The sequence below is a fragment of the Tsuneonella sp. CC-YZS046 genome, from assembly GCF_035581365.1.
In the GTDB taxonomy this organism is placed as follows: Bacteria; Pseudomonadota; Alphaproteobacteria; order Sphingomonadales; family Sphingomonadaceae; genus JAWKXU01.
The window spans coordinates 1,678,541-1,696,297 of the sequence record NZ_CP141590.1; the positions used below are offsets into that span (position 1 = coordinate 1,678,541).

Below are 17,757 nucleotides of genomic sequence, written 5' to 3' on the forward strand. Positions count from 1 at the left end.
GTCATGCCAGCGCAGGCTGGCATCTCTTTCAGCAATGTGCCGCGCCACTCACAACGATCCCAGCTTTCGCTGGGATGACGAAGGGAAAGCGCGGGAAGGACATGGCAACCAGGCGGGGGTCAGCGGCTCTGGCGCGCCAAGAGGGCTTCGCACTCTTTTTCGGCCTCTCCGATCAACGCGACCGAACGCCTGGCCGCATTCTCTTCATTCGCACCCGGAGATTCGGCCCAACGCCTGATAGCCCTTATCGCGCCCATGCCGGAGCCTGTGATTCTCAGGCAGGCCGTCTCGGCCGGCTCCTTCAGGCCGAGATCGAGAAGCGCGAGCCTGTCGGCAATGCAGGTATCCATTCCCTGCTCGGCCATCCCGAGCACGGCGGATTTGTCGGCAGCCGTTTCGCCCGCCAGTTTCATCATGGTGCTGGCGAAGCCCACGCACGTCCTGCTCGCTTCCAGAATATCGTCGAATCTGCCGCCGCCCGCGCGAGACGGTGGAGCCGGCGCGGATTCCGCCTCCTCGACCGTAGCCGTGTCGCTTTCAGGGGGATGGGCCGTTTTCGGGCTTCCGCCGCATCCGGTCAAAATCAGTGCCCCCAACAAGACCAGACGCATAATGACTCCATATGGAAAAACGGCATATGGAGTAACGGCATTTACCAATCCGGTCGATGCCCAAAACCATCTTCACCGGAGATAACCGCACAGTGGTGGAAGCGCTCAGGCAAGCGCGCCTGCAGGCGGGGCTGAAGCAAGCGGAACTGGCCGCCCGCATCGGCAAGGATCAAAGCTGGGTCAGCCTGGTCGAAGGCTCGCAGCGCCGCGTGGATGTGGTGGAATTCATCGAGATCGCAAAAGCGCTCGATGTCGATCCGGTGAAACTGCTGCGCGAGATTTTGGGGCGGCTGGGTTAGCCTTGGGCACGTCCAACTCTGAATCGAGCCGGCACCTGCAATTCTTTCCCTAAGGCTCCGGCCTGCAGGACAGCGGTTTTCGGACAAGCCGCGCCCTGCATTGTCGCATCCCCTCGTCATTCCCGCGAAAGCGGGAAGCCAGAGGGAGTTTGAACTGGCTCCCCGTTTGCAGGGGGGGATGACGAAGGAAAGGAACCCTCAGCGTTCCAGCGCGCGGGCGAGATCGCTGCGAATCGCGCTCAGCCTCGCGACAACGTCCACCCCATCCTCGCGATCCGCGGCAGGCTCGTCTCCGGCGGGCGCGCCGCCCTTGAGCGCATTGCGCGCCCCGCGCAGCGTATAGCCTTCGCGATTGACCAGCCGGTCGATCGTTTCGACAAGGGCCACATCCTCGTTGCGGTAATAGCGCCGGCCGCCGCTGCGCTTGAGCGGACGCAGCATGGGGAACTGCTGTTCCCAATAGCGCAGCACATGGGTGGCTATGCCCAGCGCCCGCGAGACTTCGCCGATGGTCCGCAGCGCGCTGGCATCCTTCCCATCGTCGAAACGCGGTTCGGGCAACCCGCTCATCCTTTGAGAATCCGGTCCTTCAGGATCTGGCTGGCGCGAAAGGTCATCACCCGGCGCGGCGTGATCGGCACTTCGACCCCGGTCTTGGGATTGCGGCCGATCCGTTCCTTCTTGTCCCTCAGCACAAAGGTTCCGAACCCGGAAATCTTGACGTTCTCGCCCTTTACCATCGCATCGGACATGTGATCGAGAATCGATTCCACCAGCGCCATCAATTCGGCCCGAGAAAAGCCCATCTTCCGATTGATGGTTTCCGCCAAATCTGCACGGGTGAGCGTACCCACCGAACGCATCATGCCGCTATCCCCTATTATGTTTGACCCCTGAGACTCAGGGTAAACAATTATGGCGGAATTACAACGATTCCGATGGATTTGCCAACACCCGTTCAAATACGGACCAGCGAAGCGCCCCAGGTAAAACCTCCGCCCATCGCCTCCAGCATGACCAGATCGCCCTGCTTGATGCGGCCGTCGCGCGCCGCGAGATCGAATGCGAGCGGCACCGAGGCGGCGGAAGTGTTGGCGTGCCGGTCCACCGTCTTGACGATCTTTTCCATCGGCAGGCCTAGCTTCTTCGCGGTGGCGTCAAGGATTCGGGCGTTCGCCTGATGCGGCACCACCCAGTCGATCTCCGCCGGCTCGATCCCCGCTTCTTCCATCACTTCCTGCAGGACTTCGGCCAGTTTCACGACCGCATGGCGGAACACCTCGCGCCCCTTCATGCGCAGCTTGCCGACCGTCTGCGTGGTGGACGGCCCGCCGTCGACATAGAGCAGCTCGTTATGCGCGCCATCGGCATGGAGCCGGGTGACAAGCACGCCCGGCCCGTCCTCGGCCACCTCCTGCGCCTCCAGCACGAAGGCGCCCGCGCCATCGCCGAACAGCACGCAGGTGGTCCTGTCCTCCCAGTCCAGAATGCGGCTGAAGGTTTCCGCGCCGATCACCAGCGCCCGTTTGGCCATTCCTGTGCGGAGCATCGAATCGGCCACGGCCAGCGAATAGAGGAAGCCGGAACACACCGCCGCGACATCGAACGCCGCGCCGCCCTTGCAGCCGAGGGCGTGCTGCACCTGGGTGGCGGTAGACGGGAAGGTCTGGTCGGGGGTGGCGGTGGCAAGCACGATGAGGTCGATGCTGGCCGCATCCACGCCCGCGGATTCCAGCGCCCGCCGCGCGGCCTCGGTCGCGAGGCTGGACGTGGTTTCGCCATCCCCGGCGATGTAGCGCTGGCTGATGCCTGTCCGCTCCACGATCCATTCGTCGCTGGTATCCACCTGGGCGGCCAGTTCCGCATTGCTGACCACGCGCCTCGGCAAAGCCGAACCGCTACCACGAATGACGGAACGGATCATGCCGCCGCGTCCCCTTCCTGTCCCTGAAAGCCTCTGAGATTGCCTTCCCCGAGTTCCGCGAGGTCGGCCGAAATACGTTCCGTCAGCCGCTCTTCCAGCAGGCGGGCGGTTACCGCGACGGCATTGGCGACGCCCAATGCATTGGCGCTGCCGTGGCTTTTCACCACCACGCCGTTCAGGCCAAGAAAGACGGCGCCATTGTGGTTGTTCGGATCGAGATGATGCTTGAGCAATTCGGTGGCCGGCCGCGAGATCAGGAAGCCGATCTTGGAGCGCAGCGAGCTCATGAAGCTGCGCTTCAGCAGGTCACCGACGAACCGCGCCGCGCCCTCCACCGCCTTGAGCGCGATATTGCCGGAAAATCCGTCGGTCACCACCACGTCGACATCGCCGCGATTGATCTTGTCCGCCTCGACGAAGCCGTCGAAGCTGAGCGCGAGGCCGGTGGCGGCGCGCAGTTGGGCGGCGGCGGCCTGGACCTGATCCGTACCCTTGATTTCCTCGGTCCCGATATTCAGCAGCCGCACGCGCGGCGCCTCGCGGCCGGTCACGATCCGGGCATAGGCCGCGCCCATGATCGCGAACTGGACCAGGTTGCGGGCATCGCATTCGGTGTTCGCGCCGAGATCGAGCATCACCACGTCGTTCTCGCCCAGCGTGGGCAGCAGCGCGGCCAGCGCCGGCCGGTCGATCCCCGGCATGGTCCGCAGGGCCATCTTCGACATGGCCATCAAGGCGCCGGTATTGCCCGCGCTGACGGCGGCCCCCGCAGCGCCCGATTTCACGGCGTTGATCGCCATTCCCATGGAAGTCGTCTTGGCCCGGCGCAGGGCCTGGGTGGGCTTTTCATCGCCGGACACGACATCGGCGGCGTGCAGGATTTCCGACGCGCCGCGCATATTGGGATGATTTTCGAGAGCGCGCTTTATGCGGTCCTCATCCCCGACCAGCAGGAACTTGAACCGATCGTGCCGGCGGCGGGCGAGAGCCGCGCCTTCCACCATCACGCGCACACCCTCGTCCCCGCCCATCGCATCGACGGCGATACGCGGCAAGGACATTACGACGCTCTCCGGCTAATCGGGCTCAGAGCCCGACGGCGACGATCTCGCGCCCGTTGTAATGGCCGCAATGGGTGCAAAGATTGTGCGGGCGCTTCAGCTCGCCGCAATTCGAGCATTCGTGGAATGCTTCGACCTTGAGTCCATCATGGGACCGACGATTGCCCCGGCGATGAGGCGAAACTTTTCTCTTGGGGACAGCCATTGCGGCACCTGTTCCTGCAAAATCTTACGTGTTTGAAGCCGCCCTAGGCGATCACCCGGTGTTGCACAACCCCGAGGGGGAAGGCGCAGCACGGATTGGGCCAGCGGTGAAGGCGCGGCCTATAGCGATTTCTGCGCCGCTTGCAAGCACCCGTCACATGCAATGTTCAGGCAACGCCCAATACCCGGTCGCCGACGAAGGGATTGCCCGCGCGTTCCTGCCCGAAAGTGCTGGTCGGCCCATGGCCGGGCACGAACAGCACATCGTTGCCGAGCGGCCACAGCTTGCGCGTGATCGAATCGATCAGCGCCTGGTGATTGCTCATCGGAAAATCGGTCCGGCCGATCGACCCTTGGAACAGCACATCGCCCACGATGGCGAAATGCGACGGCGCGTGGTAGAATACGACATGCCCCGGCGTGTGGCCCGGGCAGTGGATCACATCCAGCTCCAGCTCGCCCACCGTCACCTTGTCGCCATCGTGCAGCCAGCGGTCCGGCTCGAAGCTTTCGCCATGCATGCCCCAGCGGCGGCCATCTTCCTCGAGGCGCGCAATCCAGAAGCGGTCCGCCTCTTCCGGCCCTTCTATCGGCAGGCCCAGTTCCCGGGCGAGGATGCCGGTCTGGCCGCAATGGTCCAGATGACCATGCGTGACCAGCAGCTTTTCCAGCGTCACGCCCGCCTTTTCCACCGCCTGCTTGAGCCGGTCGAGATCGCCGCCGGGATCGACCAGCGCCCCGCGCATGGTGCTGGTGCACCAGATCAGGGTGCAATTCTGCTGAAGCGGCGTGACGGGGACGATCGCGGCGCGCATCGGCGGTTCGGGCTTGTCGGACATGCGCGAAATGTGGCGGTTCCGCCCGCCAATTGCAACGGCCGGAAGCTCAGAGCCGCCCGCTTTTCCAGACGACCCGGCCGATTATCTCGATTTCGTCGCGGGATACGGTCTGGGCCGGATAGGCGTCATTCGCGCTGACCAGGGTCAGTTCGCCCGGCCCGCCGAACTGCACCCGCTTCACCAGCAAGGCATCGCCCCATCGCAGCACATAAATGCCCTCGTGCGGCGGATTCGGGCGGCGGTCCACCAGGATCTCGTCGCCATCGCGCAGCAGCGGCTCCATGCTGTCGCCGCTCACCGCAATGGCCGAAAGCATGGCACCTTCCAGATTCTGCTCGTGCAGCCACTTGGTCGAAAAGCCGAATGCGCCGATCGTCTCCTCGCCATCGCCCAGCGCGCCCGGCCCGGCCGACGCGCTCAAGGCCAGGCGCGGTATCTCCACCCATTCCCGCCGGCGGCGCGCTTTCGCCTGGCCGGAGGAATTTTCCTCAGGAGCACCCAGCTCACTCTCATCGACCCCGAAGAATTGCGCGAGCGCGCGCCGGTCGTTCTCCTCGAGCTTGCGCGGGCTGCCCTTGCGGATGAATTGCTGCAGATAGCTAGGATTGCGTTCAATGAACCCGGAAAGCGCGGCCAAGCTCATCCCGCGCTCATTGGCGAGATCCAGCAAGCGCTGGCGAACGCCCCCCTCATCATGGTCAAAAGAGCCTGTCATAAAAATATTCCTACACGAAAGATTTTTCCTAGACAAGTAGGATTTCAACGACGAGGTATCGAATCACAGTCACTCATCGGGGAGATGCCATGCTCATTCGCAAGATCGAGAAATTCCTGCGCCAGACGGGAATGCCGGCCACAAAATTCGGGCGACTCGCCACCCACGATCCCCGCTTCGTCGGAGATTTGCGCAATGGCCGGATGCCCCGCGATCACACCGAAAGACGGGTGGAACATTTCATGAACAACTATCAGGGAGCAAGCCATGCGGGCTGATCCGAACGACACGCCGCCCTATCCCCGCCGCTCCGCCCGCGCCCCGGCGCAACGCCTGCGCGAAGCCATCGCCGCGCTGGCCGGCCCGGCGGGCGAGATACTCGATCACGCCGAAAGCAGCTGGGCCAGCATCACCTTTTCCGGCACCCGCCACCGGCTGAACCTGCGCTTTTCCGGCATGGAGGGTATCGAGGCCGGTGAATCCTTCATCGAAGCGCTGCCCGAACATGAATTCGCGATCCCGCGCCAGCTCGTGGCCGACGCCTCCATAGAAAGCGTGGAGCACAGGCTCCTGCCCCACCCCCGACTGGACGTGAGCGTGGAATTGCTGCTTCTCGAAGAGAATTGAGGAATGCCGGCTATGCTTCCAGCTTCCACTCCCAGCCGAGCGGATCGCCGTCCATCACCTCCACTCCGCGCGCGGCAAGCTCGTCGCGGATCGCATCGGACGTCGCGAAATCCTTCCCGGCCCGGGCGGCCTTGCGCCGCTCCATCGCCACCTCGATTTCGGCTTCGGTTATGGTGGCTCCTTTCGGACGCAGGCGCAGCGCCTCACGCTCCGGCAGGGCCAGGCCGAGCGCGAACATCATCGCGCCGACCAGTGCCGATTTCTGCGCCGCGTCGACCTTCTTCGCCGCCAGCGCCTCTTCCAGCACAGTCAGCGCGACCGGCGTGTTGAGATCGTCCGCCAGGGCCGCGTCGAACTTCTCCAGCAGGGGCGCCATCTTGGGATGAGTCACCGCTTCGGCCGTCTCCGCCAGCGTTGCGCCGTCGCTCACGCCCTCAATCGCATTCCGCGCGGCCGCCAGCAGCCGCTTCAACCGGGTCAACGCCGCGCCCAGCCCCTCCCACGAAAATTCCAGCTCGCTCCGGTAATGCGCCTGCAGGCACATCATGCGGTAGGCGAGCGGATGGTAGCCCTTGTCGATCAGCAATTGCAGGCGAAGGAATTCGCCGGAGGATTTGCTCATCTTTCCAGAGCGTTCCACCAGGAAGTTGTTGTGCATCCAGATCCGCGCGCCGCTGTTGGCAGGCACATCGAGGCCATTGGTGCAGCAGAACGCCTGGTTCTGCGCGATCTCGTTGGGATGGTGGATCTCGCGGTGGTCGATCCCGCCGGTATGGATGTCGAAGGGGAAGCCCAGCACCTTTCCGGACATCACCGAGCATTCGAGATGCCAGCCCGGCGCGCCCCGGCCCCAGGGCGAATCCCATTCCATCTGCCGCGTCTCGCCCGGCGGGGTCTTGCGCCAGATCGCGAAATCGGCGGCATGGCGCTTGCCCTCGACCGGGTCGATCCGGCCCTCGCCCTCGTCATCCGTCGCCGCGCGGGCGAGCCGGCCATAATCCGCAACGGTGGAGACGTCGAAATAGAGGCCGCTTTCCAGCTCGTAGCAATGCCTGTCCGCAATGCTCTTCGCGAATTCGATCATGGCGGGGACATAATCGGTCGCAATCGTCCATTGCGCGGGCTGGCGGATATTGAGCGCCGCGATGTCGGCCCAATAGGCTTCGGTATAATGCCGGGCGATGTCCCAGATGGATTGCGCCCTTTCCGCCGCCGCCTTCTCCAGCTTGTCCTCGCCCGCGTCGGCGTCATCGGTCAGGTGCCCGACATCGGTGATGTTGATGACATGGGTGAGCGTGTAGCCCTTCCATGTCAGCGTGCGGCCGAGAATGTCGGCAAAGACATAGGCCCGCATATTGCCGATATGCGGATAATTATAGACCGTCGGCCCGCAGCTGTAGACCCGCGCCTCGCCGGGATGGACGGGCTGGAACCGCTCGGGCTGGCGGGTCAGGCTGTTGAACAGGGTGAGCGGTGCGGCATCGGTCATGACGGGGGGCCTTACGCGCGCGGCAGGCGCGGTCAAGTCGCGAGCGAAACCAGCAGCATCGCCACGCCCGCCATCACCACGATCATTCCCAGCAATTCATGCCCGGCCATCGCCCTGCCGGAAAGCCGCCCGGAAATGGCCGCCGCCAGCGGCATCTCGATCAGCCCCAGGGTGCGGACATTGGCGGCGGGCGTCAGCGAAAAGGCGGTGAACCAGCACACGCTCGCCACCGCGCCGAGAAAGCCCGCGCCGATGCTGTGCCGCCATTCCCGCAGGGAAGCGACGAACACCGCGCGGTCGCGCGCCGCCAGCCACAGGCCGAGCAGCGCGCTCTGGATCGCGAGCGAAACCGCGACCATCGTCATCGCCCGAATGAAGAAGCTGCCTTCGTCCAGCGCCCCGATCGCCCCGCGAAAGGAAATGGCGGAGAGGCCGAACAGCGCCCCGGCGCTGACCCCGGCCGCGATCATCGGCCCTTCGCTGAACAGGGCGCGGAACTGCGACGGCTTGACCGAAGCGAGCAGCACGCCCCCGGTCACGACCGTGACCGCCAGCCAGGCCAGCAGCGGCAGGCGATCGCCCAGCAATATCACGCCAAGCAGCGCGACGATCACCGGCTCCGTCTTGATATAGGCATAGGCCACCCCGAAGGCGCGGCGATGCATCACCAGCAGCATCAGCGCGGTCGCACCGATCTGGCTGACGGCGCCGAGCGTCACCCAGCCGAGCGATACCGGGCCGATCGCAGGCAGGGCGGAGCCGCTCGCCCAGAGCGCCATGCCGAGGAACAGCACCGCGAAGGGCAAGCCGAACACGAAGCGCACCTGCGTCGCGCCCAGGGTACCGATCCTGCCGGTGAGCGAAGCCTGCGCCCCGTTGCGCACGACCTGCGCCGCCGCCCCGGCAATGGTGATCGGAATCCAGAGCGGGATGAAGCTCATGCGCTCCAGATCCCGACCCTAGAAACCTTCGAAGCGGATCGCTTCCTCCAGCGGCGCGCGGGCCACGTCGAACAGGTTCACCGCCGCATCGGGATCGCGATAGCCGATCGCCAGGCCGCAGAAGAACAGATGATCGTCCGGCAGGCCGACCACCTCGCGGATGCGGCTGTGATAGACCGACCATGCCTCCTGCGCGCAGGAATCCAGCCCCTGCTCGCGCAGCAGCAGCATCACTGTCTGCAGCCACATGCCGATATCGGACCATTGCGGCGGCCCCATGTAGCGCGGCATGTGGACCAGCATCAGCACCGGCGCATCGAAGGCGCGGAAATTGGCGACGAACTGCGCCAGCCTGCCGCGCTTGTCCTCGCGCGCGATGCCCATCGCCCCATACATCGCCTCGCCCACCGCGACGCGGCGCGCCTCGTAGGGATCGGCCAGCGCTTCCGGATAGATCACATAGTCCTGCTCCCAGGCGGAGCGGCCTTCGGGCAGCACGGCGGCGATATGCGCCTTCAACCGCTCTAGCGGCTCGCCCGACAGGATCACCCCATGCCAGGGCTGGAGATTGCCGCCGGACGCCGCGCGCTGCGCCTTTTCCAGCACCTCGCGCAGGACCCGGGCCTCGACCGGCTTGTCGAGGAAGGCGCGGATCGAACGGCGGCTGGCGACAGCTTCGGAGACATTCATCTCATTCCACCTCGAACAGATCGGCAAGCTGCTCGATGATGGTGCCGCCCAGCTGCTCCACATCCATGATGGTGACCGCCCGCTTGTAATAGCGCGTCACATCGTGCCCGATGCCGATGGCGACAAGCTGGATCGGGCTCATCTTCTCGATCCAGCCGATCACTTTCCGCAGATGCGTCTCCAGATAGCCCGCGCTGTTCACGCTCAGGGTCGAATCGTCGACCGGCGCGCCATCGGAAATGACCATCAGGATGCGGCGGTCCTCGGGCCGGGCGAGCAGGCGGCCATGCGCCCACAACAGCGCCTCGCCGTCGATATTCTCCTTGAGCAGCCCCTCGCGCATCATCAGGCCGAGATTGCGCCGCGCCCGCCGCCACGGCTCGTCCGCCTGCTTGTAGACGATATGGCGCAGGTCGTTGAGGCGGCCCGGGCTGGCGGGCTTGCCCTCGGCCAGCCAGGCCTCGCGGCTCTGCCCGCCTTTCCAGGCCCGGGTGGTGAAGCCGAGGATCTCGACCTTGACCCCGCAGCGCTCCAGCGTGCGCGCCATGATGTCGGCGCTGATCGCCGCGATGGAAATCGGCCGCCCGCGCATCGAGCCGGAATTGTCGATCAGCAGGGTGACGATGGTATCCTTGAACTCGACGTCGCGCTCGATCTTGTAGGACAGCGAATGGCCCGGGGAAATGACCACGCGCGCCAGCCGGGCGGCGTCCAGCAGGCCTTCTTCCTGGTCGAAGTCCCAGCTCCGGTTCTGCTGCGCCATCAGCCGCCGCTGCAGCCGGTTGGCGAGCCGGGTGACGACGCCCTGCAGGCCGGTAAGCTGGCTGTCGAGATAGGCCCGCAGGCGGGTAAGCTCCTCCTCGTCGCACAGCTCGCCCGCGCTGACGATCTCGTCGAAGCGCGAGGTATAGACCTTGTATTCGAAATCGTCCGGCAGCTCGGTCCACGGGCGGTTCGGGCGGACGGGCAGCATCCCCTCCTCGCCCTCGTCGCCGGCCTCGGCCTCGCCCATCTCGTCGATGTCGCCCGGCTCGGTGTCGGTCTCGCCGTCCTGATCGCCGTCGCCCGTCTCGCCCGCGATTTCGCTGGGCGTATCCTGATCGGGGCCGTCCTGCTCCTGATCCTCGTCCTGCTCGCCGTCGTCCTCGCCTTCCTCGTCGTCCTCCTCGTTCTCCTCCGGCGTGACTTCGTCCGGCTCCACCAGCTGCAGGTGGCGCAGCAGGTCGAGCGACAGGTTCTGGAACGCGGCCTGGTCGTCGATCAGCCCGGCCAGCGCATCGAGATCGGCCCCCGCCTTCCCCTCGATCCAGTTGCGCACCATGTCCACCCCGGCCCGGGCCGCGTCTGGCACCGCTTCGCCGGTCAGCCGTTCGCGCAGCAGCAGGGACAGCGCGGCCTCCACCGGCACATCCTCGGCGCGGGTGGCGCGCGTGATCGGATCGGAAGCGAGCCGCAGGGCATGAGCCGCGCCGATATTGCCCCTGATCCCGACATAGTCGCGCGATCCCAGCGCTTCGTAGCGCACCGTCTCGATCGCATCGAAACAGGCGCGGGCGGACGCCTCGAACGGAGCGCCGCGCGCGTGAAGCGAGGCATCGTGATGGCGTAGCTTCAGTGCGAAGCTGTCGGCGACACCGCGCGCCTCCAGCGCGCGCTGCCGCGAAAGATCGCGCCCCGGCATCGGCACCCGCAGCGTCTTGCCCGCTTCCGCCGGGGCATCGGCGGTCCACGAAAGCTCCAGCTCCGGCTCGTGGGCAAGCGCCCGCGACGCGCCGGTCAGCGCGGATTTAAACCTGTCGAGAGGAGTTTCTTCCGCCAAGATACCTCAGCCCACAGCCTAGCGCAGGATGGTCTGCCCGGTCTTCGCCCAATCGGCCAGGAAGCCCTCGATGCCCTTGTCGGTGAGGACATGCTTGAACAACCCGCGGATCACCGCGGGCGGCATGGTCGCCACGTCCGCGCCGATCCGCGCGCTTTCCAGCACATGGACCGGATGGCGGATGGAAGCGGCCAGAATCTCGGTTTCAAAGGCGTAATTGTCGTAGATCAGGCGAATGTCCTCGATCAGTTCCATCCCGTCGAAGCCATTGTCGTCATGCCGGCCGATGAACGGCGAGATGAATGTCGCCCCCGCCTTCGCGGCGAGCAGCGCCTGATTGGCGGAAAAGCACAGGGTGACGTTCACCATCGTGCCGTCCGAGGTCAGCTTCTTGCAGGTCTTCAACCCGTCGATCGTCAGCGGCACCTTGATGCACACATTGTCCGCGATCTTCCGCAGGACGTCGGCTTCCTTCATCATGGTGTCGTGATCCAGCGCCACCACTTCCGCGCTGACCGGGCCGTCCACCAGCGCGCAGATCTCCTTCGTCACCTCCATGAAATCCTTGCCGGACTTGGCGATCAGGCTGGGATTGGTGGTGACGCCGTCGAGCAGGCCGGTGGCAGCCAGGTCCTCGATCTCGGCGGTGTCTGCTGTATCGACGAAGAATTTCATGAGTGCGGCTCCGACGCGCGAATAGGGGATTCGGGTTTGCTATATGCGCGCGTGGGCCGCTTCACCACCCCCGTCGCCAAGTTGGCCCCATCGCCAGGCCGGGTCGGGTCACAGCACGCCGAAAACGCCCATCAGCAACGGGTCCTTCGTCCTGGACGGATCGGCCCGGATCGCGCTCTCTTCCTGCGCGACCGCTTTCCAGATGGCGTTATCGACATCGCCGGCCAGATCCCGCGCCACGCCCGACGCATCGATGCCGGTCAGCGCGGAAATCACCTGGCCCACCAGCGGATCGTTGGAAAGGCGGATCGCGTCGCCCAGCGCAGGCACCATCACTTCGACCAGGCTGCCGGCCATCGCCCCGCGCAGGAAATCGGTCGCCGCGGTCGGCCCGCCCTTCACCAGCGCCACGGCATTCTCGATGCCGATGGTGCGGACGGTGTCGGCCACCACCGGCGCGGCCCGCCTCGCCCCGTCTTCCGCCATGTGGTTGAATTCCTTCTGCAGGCGATTCTTGAACACCGCCGAGGTCAGGATGTTCTGCACCGTATTGCCGCGCGAACCCAGCACATCGGGAAGGTCCAGCCTGACCAGCGTATTGTCGTAGAACCCGCCCTCCGTGGTGAGGCCGGCAAAGGCGTTCTGGGTGGACAGGGCCAGCAGCCGCCTGATCGCTTCCGTGAAGCTCAAGGCGCCGGTGCTGGCGCAGCCCGGCAAGGCCAGCAGCGCACTGGCCGAAAGCCCGGCCAGGAAGCCGCGACGGCCGATTGCCAGAGGGATTGTCCGCATATTCTCTCTCCTCATCCTTGCCGCATGGCCGGCGAGCCGCCCATATAGGCACCACCCATCATGAACCGCGCCCGTATCCTCGTCCTCAATGCCGCGCTCGGCCCGCTCGACTATCGAGTGCCGGACGGGCTGGATGTCAAGCCGGGATCAGTGGTGGTCGCGCCGCTCGGCCCCCGCCAGGTCGTCGGAATAGCCTGGGAGCCGGAGCGGCTGCCGGCAACCGAAGTGCCCGATGCCAGGCTGCGCCCCCTGCTCGGGGTTGTTCCGGTGCCCCCGCTCCGGCCGGAACTGCGGGAGCTGGTCGAATGGGCGGCCGATTACTACTGCGCCAGCCTCGCCTCGGTCCTGCGGATGGTGCTGGCCAGCGGCGGCGCACTGAAAGGCCCGTCCACCATCACGGAATACCGCCTCACCGGCGCGCTGCCCGACCGCATGACCCCGCAGCGGGAACAGGCGCTGGCCGCGCTCGAGCATGAGCAAGGCACGATCCGCGAGCTGGCGGAACTGGCCGGCGTATCCGAAGGAGTGCTGCGCGGACTGGCCGGGCAAGGTGTGCTGGAGCCGGTCGAGGTGGATTGCGACCGCCCCTTTCCCGTGGCCGAAGCGGATTTCAGCCAGCCCGATCTGACCGCCAGCCAGCGCGAGGTGGCGGATCGCTTCGTCGCGGCCGTCCGCGAAGGCCGCTTCGCCCCCTTCCTGCTGGACGGCGTCACCGGCTCCGGCAAGACGGAAACCTATTTCGAGGCGATCGCGGAAGCTCTCAGGATTGGGAGGCAAACCCTTGTTCTTCTGCCGGAAATCGCCCTGACCGAAGCGTTCCTGCGGCGGTTCGAGGATCGCTTCGGCGCCGCCCCAATCGTCTGGCACTCATCGCTCAAATCCAGCGAGCGGCGCCGCGCCTGGCGGGCCATCGCCGCCGGGCAGGCGCAGGTGGTGGTCGGCGCGCGTTCGGCCCTGTTCCTGCCTTACGGCAACCTCGGCCTGATCGTGGTGGACGAGGCGCATGAGGTTTCCTTCAAGCAGGACGACGGGGTGCGCTACAACGCGCGCGACGTGGCCGTGATGCGGGGGCGCTTCGAGAGGCTGCCGGTGATCCTGGCGAGCGCCACCCCGGCGCTGGAAAGCCTGCAGATGGCGGAAAGCGGGGTTTACGAGAAGCTCGACCTTCCGGCCCGCTTCGGCGGCGCGCAATTGCCGGAAATCGGCATCGTGGACCTGCGCGACGAGCCGCCGGAACGCGGACGCTGGCTTGCCCCCCCACTGGTCGCGGAACTGGAAACCCGGCTGGAGCGGGGCGAGCAATCACTGCTGTTCCTCAATCGCCGGGGCTATGCCCCGCTCACCCTGTGCCGCCATTGCGGCTATCGCTTCCAATGCCCCAATTGCACAGCCTGGCTGGTGGAGCACCGCCTCAGCCGGCGGCTGGCCTGCCACCATTGCGGGCACGAGACGTCCCCGCCGGACACCTGCCCGGAATGCGGCACGCCCGATTGCCTCGTCGCCTGCGGGCCGGGCGTGGAGCGGATCGCCGATGAAGTGGCCGAATTGCTGCCCCAGGCCCGGGTGGTAGTGGCCACGTCCGATACGCTCAATTCTCCGGAGAAGGCGGCGGAGTTCGTGGCCCAGGCGGAAGCGGGGCTGATCGACGTGATCGTCGGCACGCAGCTTGTCACCAAGGGGTTCCATTTTCCCGAGCTGACGCTGGTGGGGGTGGTCGATGCGGATCTCGGCCTCGAAGGCGGGGATCTGCGCGCGGCGGAGCGCACCTATCAGCAGGTCGCGCAGGTCGCGGGCCGGGCGGGCCGAGGGGCCAAGCCGGGCCAGGTGCTGATCCAGACCCGCCATCCCGACACGCCGGTGATCGCCGCGCTGGCGGCGGGCGACCGCGACGCGTTCTATGCCGCCGAAGCGGAGGCGCGGGCACATGCCGGCGCGCCCCCTTTCGGCCGCTGGGCAGCGATCATCATTTCCTCGGAGGACGAGGCCGAGGCGCGCGACGCGGCGCGCGCGATCGGCGGCGCGAGGCCGCACCTGCCCGATGTCGCCGTCCTCGGCCCGGCGCCCGCGCCGCTGGCGCTGCTGCGGGGCCGATACCGCTACCGGCTGCTGGTCACCGCGCGCCGCTCGGTCGCGCTGCAGGCCATCATCCGCCAGTGGCTGGGCGGGTTCAAGCTGCCGTCCAGCGTCAGGATAAGCGTCGATATAGATCCCTACAGCTTCGTCTGAGGAAAGAGTTTCCACGCTGGCCGCCGATCCGCCGGCTGTCGCCATTCCATCCCGAAATGGACCCGGTCCCGGGTTGAGATAGGTTCCGTTCTGGTCCACCTCTGCCCCTTGCAGGGGGTGGATGGATGAGAGCGATTCGCAAAAACGTAACGGCATTTCTCGCCGCGCTGGCGCTTGCCGCGCCCGCTCCCGCCACGGCGAAGGGGCCGGCATGGCGCCGGGCGGATACGTCCAATTTCGTCATCTACAGTCAAGGCTCCGAAGTGCAGCTCCGCCAATTCGCCAATGATCTCGAGCGTTTCGACGCGCTTCTTCGCGAATTTCTGAGCGTTCCGGCCACGGAGCAGAAGCCCTATCGCCTGACCATTTACGCCCTGCCCAATTCCAACTCCGTCGCCAAACTGTTTTCCCGGAAAAGGAGCGATGTGGCCGGCTTCTATGTCGCCTCGCTCGAAGGAAGCTACGCTGTCTCCAATCGCCAGAAGGCGAGCAACAAGCTGGAACTGGACGGCTCCGTGGTGCTGTTCCATGAATATGCGCATCACTTCATGCACAGGAACTTCAACGGCAGCTATCCGCTGTGGTTCAATGAAGGTTTCGCGGAATATTATTCGACCACCGCCTTCGACAAGGACGGCCGGTTCAAGGTGGGGATGCCGGCCTATCATCGCGCCTATGGGCTGATCCGGGGCAACGACGTTTCCATCAAGCAGCTGCTCTTCACCAGCAGCCTGTCCGCGCTGAAACGAAGCGAACGCGACCCCTTCTATGGCCGCGCCTGGCTGCTGATCCATTTCCTCATGAATAATGAAGAGGGCCAGAAGAAGCTGCTCGGCTATCTTCACGACCATGCCGGCGGCATGGACCCGCGAGAGGCGGCAGAGCGCAATTTCGGCGATCTCAAGGCCCTGGACAAGGCGCTGGATCAATATCTTACCGGCAAAATGTCTTACCGGGTATCGAGTGCCCCGATGGCGCTTCAACCGGCAGTGGAAATGCGCCCGCTCGATCCCATCGAATCCGCGCTCGTCCCCTTGCGGTTGAAGATCGCGAGCCAGAGCGATTGCGTTGCCGTGCGGGATGACCTTGTGGAATTGGCGAAACAGAACCCGGGCCGGGCGGAAATCTGGTTCGAACTGGCGCGCGCGCAGATCAATGCCGCGCACCACGAGGCGACTGACCCAGGGGATGCGGGTGATCCCGATGCGGAATCCGACAATGCCGAGACGAACAGGCAGCGCACCCGGACCGGAGATCTGGGCGAGGTATCCGACAGCTATCTGGCTGCCGCGGATGAAGCGGTCGGCAAGGCTTTGGCGATCGACAAGACGCACGGCCGCGCCAATGTCCTGAAAGCCGACATCATGATGGAGCGCCTGCTGCGGGCGGATACGTCGTCGGAACAGGATTGGGACGAGGCCCGCGGCTACATCATCGCGGCAAACCGTGCCGACACGGAAGATCCCGTTCCGCTGGTCGCCTGGTATCGGAGCTTTGCCCGGATGGGCGAAACTCCGTCCAAATCCGCGGAAGACGGCCTCGTGAAGGCTTTCACCCTGGCCAAGGAGGCTACCGAAGTCAGGCTCATGCTCGCCTTCGATCTGGCGCGGCGGGGGGAATTCGACACCGCGATCAGCCTGGTCAAGATACTCGCCAACGATCCGCACGCCGGGGAATACGGCCGCGCCGCGCTGGCCCAGCTCGAAGCGATGCAGGCCAGGCAATCATCCAGGATCGCGCCCGCGAAGGCAGCAGCCGACTAGCCGCGCTCGCGCTTCAGCAGCTCCGCCTTGATCGTCTCGCCATAGGCATAGCCGCCGAGGCCGCCATCCGTTCGCACGACCCTGTGGCACGGAATCAGCACCGCGACATTGTTGGCGCCATTGGCGCTGCCGGCGGCGCGCACGGCCTTCGGCTTGCCGATAGCGGCGGCGATTTCCGCATAGGATCGCGTTTCGCCCACGGGAATCTGGCGCAAGGCCTGCCACACCGCTTCCTGGAAGGCCGTGCCCTGAACATCGAGCGGAATGTCCTGCCCGGTGCCGGGATGCTCCACCGCATCGACCACGCGCTGGAGCAGCGCCGCGAAATCGCCGCCGCCTTCGACCAGCTCGGCATTGGGGAAACGCGCCTGCAATTCCTCCCGACCTTCGCCGAAGGAAAGCCGGCAGATGCCCTTGGCGGTCGCCGCGACCAGCATCGGCCCGAACGAGCTTCGCACGACCGACCATCTTATAGTGACGCCCTTTCCTCCCATGGCCCAAACAGACGGTTCCATGCCCAGTTTCCTTCCCGCATCCGCATAAAATCTCGAGGGAGCCTCGTATCCCGCCGCATAGATCGCCCCGGCCACGCCTCCACCTTCGATCCGGGCTTCGGACAGCGCATCGCGGGTCCGCTCATCCCTCAGCCTCCGTGCATAAGCGGCGGGAGAAAGCCCGGTCAGCCGCTTGAAAATACGCTGGAAATGCGTGGGCGAATAGCCCGTCAGATCAGCCAGATACGACAGCAGCAGGCGGGCATCGCTTCGCTTGATCGCCGCGATCGCCTCCAGCACCGCGCGTTCGTCCCTCGCCACATCATCGGGCAAGCAGCGGCGGCAGGCACGGTATCCCGCCTTTCGCGCAGCTTCCGGCCCGTCGAAGAAGACATAGTTTTCAGGCATGGGCCTGCGGGCCGGGCAACTCGGACGGCAATATATCCGCGTTGTCGTCACGGCCACCACGAAGCAGCCATCCGCAGAGCGGTCCCGCCGGGCAAAGGCGGCTTCCATCGCCGCGATCTGTCGAGGATCTTCAATTCGCATGGCCACCATATAGGGGAACACATCGCAAGGTGCGTCCCGTTT

The 17,757-nt window shown here is 65.5% G+C and carries 20 protein-coding genes; 5 read left to right on the forward strand and 15 right to left on the reverse strand.

Features of this window, described 5'->3' with window-relative positions; genetic code table 11:
- Nucleotides 1-119: 119 nt before the first annotated feature.
- The gene (locus U8326_RS08275; protein ID WP_324739664.1) at nt 120-434 is read right to left on the reverse strand and encodes a hypothetical protein; all 315 of its coding nucleotides are present in this window, start codon (nt 432-434) and stop codon (nt 120-122) included.
- Nucleotides 435-667: 233 nt separating this feature from the next.
- Here U8326_RS08275 and U8326_RS08280 point away from each other — a divergent pair, with 233 nt between their 5' ends.
- On the forward strand, nt 668-910 hold the full coding sequence (locus U8326_RS08280; RefSeq protein WP_324739665.1) for a helix-turn-helix transcriptional regulator: 243 nt from the start codon (nt 668-670) through the stop codon (nt 908-910).
- A gap of 198 nt (nt 911-1,108) precedes the next feature.
- Here the strand turns inward: U8326_RS08280 and U8326_RS08285 are convergent, their stop codons facing one another.
- The 7 genes from U8326_RS08285 to U8326_RS08315 form a co-directional block, all read right to left on the reverse strand.
- Nucleotides 1,109-1,480 (reverse strand): MerR family transcriptional regulator, encoded by a 372-nt coding sequence (locus U8326_RS08285; protein WP_324739666.1) that lies wholly within the window; start codon nt 1,478-1,480, stop codon nt 1,109-1,111.
- A complete protein-coding gene (locus U8326_RS08290; RefSeq protein WP_324739667.1) occupies nt 1,477-1,776 on the reverse strand; it encodes an integration host factor subunit alpha in 300 nt (99 codons plus the stop codon). The genes U8326_RS08285 and U8326_RS08290 overlap by 4 nt, the downstream gene beginning before the upstream one ends.
- 92 nt (nt 1,777-1,868) lie before the next feature.
- Nucleotides 1,869-2,834, reverse strand: a complete 966-nt coding sequence (locus tag U8326_RS08295) for a beta-ketoacyl-ACP synthase III (RefSeq protein WP_324739668.1) — start codon at nt 2,832-2,834, stop codon at nt 1,869-1,871.
- Nucleotides 2,831-3,895, reverse strand: coding sequence for a phosphate acyltransferase PlsX (gene plsX / locus U8326_RS08300; RefSeq protein WP_324739669.1), 1,065 nt, complete (start codon nt 3,893-3,895; stop codon nt 2,831-2,833). Before plsX ends, U8326_RS08295 begins: the two co-directional genes overlap by 4 nt.
- Before the next feature lie 25 nt (nt 3,896-3,920).
- Nucleotides 3,921-4,100: a 50S ribosomal protein L32 gene (gene rpmF / locus U8326_RS08305; protein ID WP_324739670.1), complete on the reverse strand. Its 180-nt coding sequence runs from the start codon at nt 4,098-4,100 to the stop codon at nt 3,921-3,923.
- Between the two features lie 166 nt (nt 4,101-4,266).
- A complete protein-coding gene (locus U8326_RS08310) occupies nt 4,267-4,914 on the reverse strand; it encodes an MBL fold metallo-hydrolase (RefSeq protein WP_324743560.1) in 648 nt (215 codons plus the stop codon).
- 70 nt (nt 4,915-4,984) lie between these two features.
- On the reverse strand, nt 4,985-5,653 hold the full coding sequence (locus U8326_RS08315) for a S24 family peptidase (protein ID WP_324739671.1): 669 nt from the start codon (nt 5,651-5,653) through the stop codon (nt 4,985-4,987).
- Nucleotides 5,654-5,742: 89 nt separating this feature from the next.
- Between U8326_RS08315 and U8326_RS08320 the strand changes: the two genes are divergently transcribed.
- Together U8326_RS08320 and U8326_RS08325 are read left to right on the forward strand one after the other, a co-directional pair.
- The gene (locus U8326_RS08320; protein WP_324739672.1) at nt 5,743-5,931 is read left to right on the forward strand and encodes a hypothetical protein; all 189 of its coding nucleotides are present in this window, start codon (nt 5,743-5,745) and stop codon (nt 5,929-5,931) included.
- The gene (locus U8326_RS08325; protein ID WP_324739674.1) at nt 5,921-6,280 is read left to right on the forward strand and encodes a hypothetical protein; all 360 of its coding nucleotides are present in this window, start codon (nt 5,921-5,923) and stop codon (nt 6,278-6,280) included. Before U8326_RS08320 ends, U8326_RS08325 begins: the two co-directional genes overlap by 11 nt.
- 10 nt (nt 6,281-6,290) lie before the next feature.
- Here the strand turns inward: U8326_RS08325 and cysS are convergent, their stop codons facing one another.
- The 6 genes from cysS to U8326_RS08355 all read right to left on the reverse strand — a co-directional run bounded on the left by cysS (nt 6,291) and on the right by U8326_RS08355 (nt 12,683).
- On the reverse strand, nt 6,291-7,769 hold the full coding sequence (cysS, locus tag U8326_RS08330; protein WP_324739675.1) for a cysteine--tRNA ligase: 1,479 nt from the start codon (nt 7,767-7,769) through the stop codon (nt 6,291-6,293).
- Nucleotides 7,770-7,801: 32 nt separating this feature from the next.
- Nucleotides 7,802-8,710 carry an EamA/RhaT family transporter gene (locus tag U8326_RS08335; RefSeq protein ID WP_324739676.1) on the reverse strand — a complete coding sequence of 303 codons (909 nt, stop codon included), beginning with the start codon at nt 8,708-8,710 and terminating at the stop codon, nt 7,802-7,804.
- Between the two features lie 18 nt (nt 8,711-8,728).
- Nucleotides 8,729-9,400 (reverse strand): nitroreductase, encoded by a 672-nt coding sequence (locus U8326_RS08340; RefSeq protein ID WP_324739677.1) that lies wholly within the window; start codon nt 9,398-9,400, stop codon nt 8,729-8,731.
- 1 nt (nt 9,401) lies between these two features.
- Entirely contained in the window at nt 9,402-11,219 is a 1,818-nt protein-coding gene (gene cobT / locus U8326_RS08345; RefSeq protein WP_324739678.1) for a cobaltochelatase subunit CobT, read from the reverse strand.
- Nucleotides 11,220-11,237: 18 nt separating this feature from the next.
- Nucleotides 11,238-11,894, reverse strand: a complete 657-nt coding sequence (gene fsa, locus U8326_RS08350; RefSeq protein WP_324739680.1) for a fructose-6-phosphate aldolase — start codon at nt 11,892-11,894, stop codon at nt 11,238-11,240.
- 108 nt (nt 11,895-12,002) lie between these two features.
- Entirely contained in the window at nt 12,003-12,683 is a 681-nt protein-coding gene (locus tag U8326_RS08355) for a DUF4197 domain-containing protein (RefSeq protein WP_324739681.1), read from the reverse strand.
- A gap of 60 nt (nt 12,684-12,743) precedes the next feature.
- Between U8326_RS08355 and U8326_RS08360 the strand changes: the two genes are divergently transcribed.
- Complete coding sequence (locus tag U8326_RS08360) at nt 12,744-14,909, forward strand: primosomal protein N' (RefSeq protein ID WP_324739683.1); 2,166 nt, start codon at nt 12,744-12,746, stop codon at nt 14,907-14,909.
- A 125-nt stretch (nt 14,910-15,034) separates the two neighbouring features.
- On the forward strand, nt 15,035-16,672 hold the full coding sequence (locus U8326_RS08365) for a hypothetical protein (RefSeq protein WP_324739684.1): 1,638 nt from the start codon (nt 15,035-15,037) through the stop codon (nt 16,670-16,672).
- Here U8326_RS08365 and U8326_RS08370 read toward each other — a convergent pair.
- Nucleotides 16,669-17,715 (reverse strand): methylated-DNA--[protein]-cysteine S-methyltransferase, encoded by a 1,047-nt coding sequence (locus tag U8326_RS08370; RefSeq protein WP_324739685.1) that lies wholly within the window; start codon nt 17,713-17,715, stop codon nt 16,669-16,671. The two genes, U8326_RS08365 and U8326_RS08370, sit on opposite strands and share 4 nt — an antisense overlap.
- Nucleotides 17,716-17,757 lie beyond the last annotated feature (42 nt).